The organism is Cellulomonas algicola, assembly GCF_003851725.1.
GTDB lineage: Bacteria > Actinomycetota > Actinomycetes > Actinomycetales > Cellulomonadaceae > Cellulomonas > Cellulomonas algicola.
This window is the reverse complement of the sequence record NZ_BHYL01000156.1, coordinates 1-5,350: the sequence shown is the minus strand read 5'-3', so window position 1 is coordinate 5,350 and position 5,350 is coordinate 1. Positions and strand designations below refer to the sequence as shown.

Annotated in this window: 6 protein-coding genes; 2 read left to right on the top strand and 4 right to left on the bottom strand. The window is 73.5% G+C overall.

Annotated features, from left to right (window positions below; translation table 11 throughout):
* Positions 1 to 705, bottom strand: a 705-nt coding sequence (locus tag CTKZ_RS11055; RefSeq protein ID WP_148090486.1) for a lysophospholipid acyltransferase family protein, incomplete at its 3' end; no start/stop codon positions are given.
* A 163-nt stretch (positions 706 to 868) separates the two neighbouring features.
* Between CTKZ_RS11055 and CTKZ_RS11050 the strand changes: the two genes are divergently transcribed.
* A complete protein-coding gene (locus CTKZ_RS11050) occupies positions 869 to 1,438 on the top strand; it encodes a COX15/CtaA family protein (protein ID WP_124342998.1) in 570 nt (189 codons plus the stop codon).
* Positions 1,439 to 1,489: 51 nt separating this feature from the next.
* Here the strand turns inward: CTKZ_RS11050 and CTKZ_RS11045 are convergent, their stop codons facing one another.
* Positions 1,490 to 2,431: an ROK family glucokinase gene (locus tag CTKZ_RS11045; RefSeq protein ID WP_124342997.1), complete on the bottom strand. Its 942-nt coding sequence runs from the start codon at positions 2,429 to 2,431 to the stop codon at positions 1,490 to 1,492.
* Positions 2,432 to 2,630: 199 nt separating this feature from the next.
* On the opposite strand from CTKZ_RS11045, the gene CTKZ_RS11040 reads away from it, so the two are divergent.
* Positions 2,631 to 4,436, top strand: coding sequence for an AMP-dependent synthetase/ligase (locus tag CTKZ_RS11040; RefSeq protein WP_124342996.1), 1,806 nt, complete (start codon positions 2,631 to 2,633; stop codon positions 4,434 to 4,436).
* A gap of 9 nt (positions 4,437 to 4,445) precedes the next feature.
* Here the strand turns inward: CTKZ_RS11040 and CTKZ_RS11035 are convergent, their stop codons facing one another.
* Together CTKZ_RS11035 and CTKZ_RS11030 are read right to left on the bottom strand one after the other, a co-directional pair.
* Positions 4,446 to 4,661, bottom strand: coding sequence for a hypothetical protein (locus CTKZ_RS11035; protein ID WP_124342995.1), 216 nt, complete (start codon positions 4,659 to 4,661; stop codon positions 4,446 to 4,448).
* Between the two features lie 51 nt (positions 4,662 to 4,712).
* Positions 4,713 to 5,350 (bottom strand): NYN domain-containing protein (locus tag CTKZ_RS11030; RefSeq protein WP_200829710.1); only part of this gene is annotated, 638 nt, incomplete at its 5' end.

Genomic DNA, 5,350 nt, shown 5'->3' with positions numbered 1-5,350 from the left:
CGGCAGGTGGTCCTGCGCGTCGCCCGTCGCAGCGGGGTGACCTGTGGCGATGCGCGCCTTCTGGGTCGCCGCGTACACGTCGACGTACTCCTGGCCGGACAGGCTCATGATCGCGTACATGATCTCGTCGGTGACCGACCGCAGGATGAAGCGGTCGTTCTCCATGCCCTGGTAGCGGCTGAAGTCGAGCGGCTCGCCGATGACGACGCCGATGCGCATGATCTTCGGGATCTTGCGACCGAGGGGCTGCGCGATCTCGGTGCCGACCATCGCGACCGGGATGACGGGGGCGCCGGACTCGAGCGCGAGCCGCGCGACACCCGTCTTGCCGCGGTACAGGCGGCCGTCGGGGCTGCGGGTGCCCTCGGGGTAGATGCCGAACAGGTCGCCCTCGCGCAGCCGCCGCAGGCCCGTGTTGAGGGCCGCCTCGCTGGCCTTGCCGCCGCCGCGGTCGACGGGGATCGTGCCGACGCCGCGCATGAAGCCCGCGGTCATCCGGCCCTTGATCCCGCGGCCCGTGAAGTACTCCTGCTTGCCGATGAAGACGAGCTCGCGGTCGAGCACGAGCGGCAGGAAGAACGAGTCGATCACCGCGAGGTGGTTGCTCGCGAGGATCGCGGCGCCGCGCGCGGGGACGTGCTGCGCACCGCGCACCCACGGGCGGTACACGAGGTGCAGCAGCGGGCCCACGAACACCCGCTTCATCAACCAGTAGAACAACAGCCCACCTCTCAGCCGACTCATCGGCACGTTCCGGCCCGCCCACGGGCTCCTGACGGACCGGCCCGCGCGGCTCGGGACCACGCCCCTGACCGATCGACCGGCGCAGGGCGTCCCCGACCGCTGCGTCCGACTCTAGAGTGCTCTCATGGCTGCACGCCCCGACGACCCCGACGACGCGGTCCCCCCTCCGGGATCCGACGCGCCGGGACCGGCCGACGACGCGCACGCCGAGACCGACGACGAACGCTGGGACGCGATCGTCGCACAGCTCGGCGACCTCGCCGGCTACACGGGCGAGGACGACGACGACGAGGACCCGTCCGGTCGAGCCGCCGCACCGACCGACCCCACGCCCGACGCGACCGCGTGGACGTCCGAGGCGCGCGTCGTGCGCTCCGCACGGGACGCGTCCGGACGCGACTGGTCGGGCACCGACCAGATCGACGACGCCGAGCAGGCCGTCGACGCCGAGGAGCACTTCGTGCCGCCCGACCCGGGCCCCGTGCTCGGCGGCGACCCGCTGCTGACGATGGCGTGGATCGCGGCGGCGGGCATGCCGCTGTTCCTGCTGGCCGTCGTGCTGTTCTGGCGCGACGCGCCCAGCGCGATCGTGCAGGCCGCGGCCGCGGTCTTCGTCATCGGCGTCGCGGTGCTCGTCTGGCGCATGCCGCACCGCCGCGACCCGGAGGACGACGACACGGGCGCCGTCGTCTGACCGCGCCCGCGCCGACGGCGAGGTCAGGCCGGCGACGTCATGCCGGCGCTGTCAGAGGCGCGCGAGGTCCGCCGCGCCGACCATGCCGGCGTCGTTGCCCATCGCGGCGGCGACGAACGACGCCTCCGGACGGTGCCCGCGCGCGGAGAGCTGCTCCCCGAAGCCGCGACGTGCCGGGCCGAGCAGCAGCTCGCCGGCCGCCACGACACCGCCGCCGACGACGATGAGCGCGGGATCGAGCAGCGCCGTCGCGGACGCCGCACCCTCCCCGAGCCAGCGACCGAGCTCGGCGAGCAGCTCGATCGACAGCGGGTCGCCCTCCTCGGCGGCCTGCGTGATCTGCGGGCCGACGATCTTCTCGGCGTCGCCCGCGAGCTGCAGCAGCCGCTCGGCGCGCTCGGGCTCGCGCAGCACCGCGGCCTGGGCGTCGCGGACGAGCGCGCTGCCCGACGCGTACTGCTCCCAGCAGCCCTCGTGGCCGCAGCCGCAGTAGTGGCCGCCCGGCACGACGCGCATGTGCCCGACCTCCGACGCGACACCCCACGCACCGCGCACGAGCTCGCCGTTCGAGACGATCGCGCCGCCGAGGCCCGTGCCGACCGTGAGCAGGAGCATGTCGTCGACGTCGCGCGCCGCACCGAACCGGAACTCGGCCCAGCCGGCGGCGTTCGCGTCGTTCTCGACCACGATCGTGAGGTCGTCGTCGATGAGCGCCTTGACCTTGTCCCGCAGCGGGTAGTCGCGCCACGCGATGTTCGGCGCGAACAGGACGCCCGAACGGTCGGCGGCGACGAAGCCGGCCGCGGCCAGGCCCATGGCCCCGACCTCGTAGGAGCCCGCCAGCTCGCGGTAGACCTGGGCGATCGCGCGGTCGATCCCCGCGACGTCGTCCGGGGACGTCTCGACGCGCGTCTGCGCGAGGATCACGCCCTCCTCGTCGACGACGCCTGCCGCGATCTTCGTCCCGCCGATGTCCACACCGATGGCGTGCATGTCCGTGAGTGCTCCTACGCGTCAGTGCCTGGGGTCCGCGACCGAGAGGTCCGCGGCACCACGCTAGCGGCCCGCGGACCCGACACGTGCGCCGATCGTCCTGCTGGTCCCGCGGCATGCGACACGTTCGGGCGACGATGTGGCCCTTGTCACGTCACGTATCCTCGTCGCACACTTCGCCACTGCCACTGGAGCCAGAATGGACGAGTTCCACACTCCCCTGCTCGTCGAGGTCGATCCCGAGCACAACCTCAACGACCTCTTCGCCACCCGCGTCCGCGACACCCCGGACCGCGTCCTGGTCGAGCACAAGTCACAGGCCGGTGGCCCGTGGATCCCGCTGACCGCGCGGGAGTTCGACGCGGAGGTCGTCGCCGTCGCGAAGGGCCTGGTCGCACGCGGGGTGCAGCCGGGCGACCGCGTCGGGATCATGTCGCGCACGCGGTACGAGTGGTCGCTCGTCGACTGGGCGGCCTGGCGCGCGGGGGCCGTGCCGGTCCCGCTGTACGAGACGTCGTCGGCCGAGCAGGTCGAGTGGATCCTCACCGACTCCGACGTCACGCTCCTCGTCGTCGAGACGCGCGACCACCTCGCGGTCGTCGACGAGGTCCGGCCCGCGACCCGCCTGCGCGACGTGCTCGTCCTCGACGACGGTGCCGTGGACGACCTCGTCGCCGCGGGGGCGGACGTGCCGGACGAGGAGATCGCGCGCCGCCGGTCGATCGCGTCGCTGGGGGACGTCGCGACGATCATCTACACCTCGGGCACCACGGGCCGCCCGAAGGGCGTCGAGCTGACGCACGGCAACTTCTACGAGCTCACCGTGAACACGGTCGCCGGGCTCCAGGAGGTCGTCGCGGGCGACGGGGCCCGCACGCTCCTGTTCATGCCGCTCGCGCACGTGTTCGCGCGCTTCATCGAGGTGCTGTGCATCCCGGCGGGTGCGGTGCTCGGCCACACGCCCGACACGCGGACCCTCGTCGAGGACCTGGGCTCGTTCCGCCCGACGTTCATCCTGTCCGTGCCGCGCGTGTTCGAGAAGGTCTACAACTCGGCCGAGCAGAAGGCCGCCGCGGGCGGCAAGGGCCCCATCTTCCAGCGTGCCGCGAAGACCGCGATCGTCTACTCGCGTGCGCTGGACAACCCCAAGGGCCCGAGCCCGTGGCTCAGGCTGCAGCACAAGGTCGCCGACGTCCTCGTGCTGCACAAGCTGCGCGCCGCGCTCGGCGGGCAGGCCGAGTGGGCGATCTCCGGCGGAGCGCCCCTGGGCGAGCGCCTCGGGCACTTCTACCGCGGCGTGGGCCTCAAGGTCCTCGAGGGCTACGGACTGACCGAGACGACGGCGCCCGCGACGGTCAACCGTCCGGGGAAGACGAAGATCGGCACGGTCGGTCTGCCGCTGCCCGGCACGGCGATCCGGATCGCCGCCGACGGCGAGGTCGAGATCAAGGGCATCCAGGTCTTCACGGGCTACCACGCCAACGAGCAGGCGACGCGGGAGTCGCTCGCCGACGGCTGGTTCCGCACCGGCGACCTGGGCGCGCTCGACGACGACGGCTTCCTCACGATCACGGGCCGCAAGAAGGAGATCATCGTCACTGCGGGCGGCAAGAACGTCGCGCCGACGATCCTCGAGGACCGCCTGCGCGCGCACCCGCTCATCAGCCAGGTCGTCGTCGTCGGCGACCAGCGGCCGTTCATCGGGGCGCTCATCACGCTCGACCCCGAGGGCGTGCCGGGCTGGCTCGCCGCGCACGGCAAGCCGGCCATGAGCCTCGAGGAGGCCCGCACGGACCCGGACGTGCTCGCGTCGCTCGACAAGGCCGTCGCGAAGACGAACCGCGCGGTCTCGCGAGCCGAGTCGATCCGCAAGTACCGCATCCTCGACCGCGACCTGACGCTGGCCGACGGCTACCTCACGCCGAAGCTCAGCATCCGGCGCGCGGTCGTCATGAAGGACTTCGCGGCCGACGTCGAGGCGCTGTACAGCGACGACCGGGAGTAGCGAGGGAGGTCATCCGGCCTCCACGAGCCGCAGGGGCGGGACGAGCCCCGACGCCGCCAGCACGCCGATCGCGTGCCGTTCCGCGGCGTCGAGCTCGACCGCCCCTGCGGCGTCCCCGGACGCCGGCACGACCGCCGCCGGGCGGACGGGGATCGTGAGGAACGAGACGACGCAGTCGGCGCAGTCCCTGCCGCGGACCGCGCAGGAGTCGCAGTCGATGATCATGCGGCGGACGCTAGCGACGGCGTCCGACACTCCCCCGCCGCGCGCGTCGGGTCACAGGTGCTGCAGGCGCGCCAGCAGCGTCGTCGACGGCACGACCCACGCGCCCCGGGCCTCGACGTCGCGCGCGACCGCCTGGTCGCTCGTCACCACCACGAGGACGCGTCCCGGCGGCTCGGCGGCCACCAGGCGGCGGATGAGGTCGTCGGCGATCTCCCCCACCGAGAACAGCACGCGCACCCCGCGCGCCTGGACCGCCGGCGGCGCCTGACCGGGCTGGCCGTCGAAGCAGCACGTCACCTCCGCCCCCGTGCCGGCCGCGACGCGCGCGAGGCCGTCCACGAGGCGCCGGCGCTGGTCCGCGAGGGTCAGCTCCCCGTACCCGGTCTTCGTGACGTTGTAGCCGTCGACGAGCACGTGCGCCCACGGCTGCCGCAGCAGCTCGTCCAGCAGCGCCGGGTCGTCGGCCGACCGGCCGCGCGACCCCGTCCGCGGCGCGGGGCGGGTCTGGTCGGGCGCGACGAGGTCCGCGGGCAGGTCCGCCGCGGGCGGCAGCGCGAGCTCGTGCCGCAGGCCGGTCGCGGCGTCGACGATGGTGTCGAGCAGGAGGCGCACGCGGGCGTCGGCGAGCTTGCGTGCGGAGCGCAGCTCGGCCCGGGCGGCCGTGCGCTCCGCCTGGGCCGCTCGCAGGT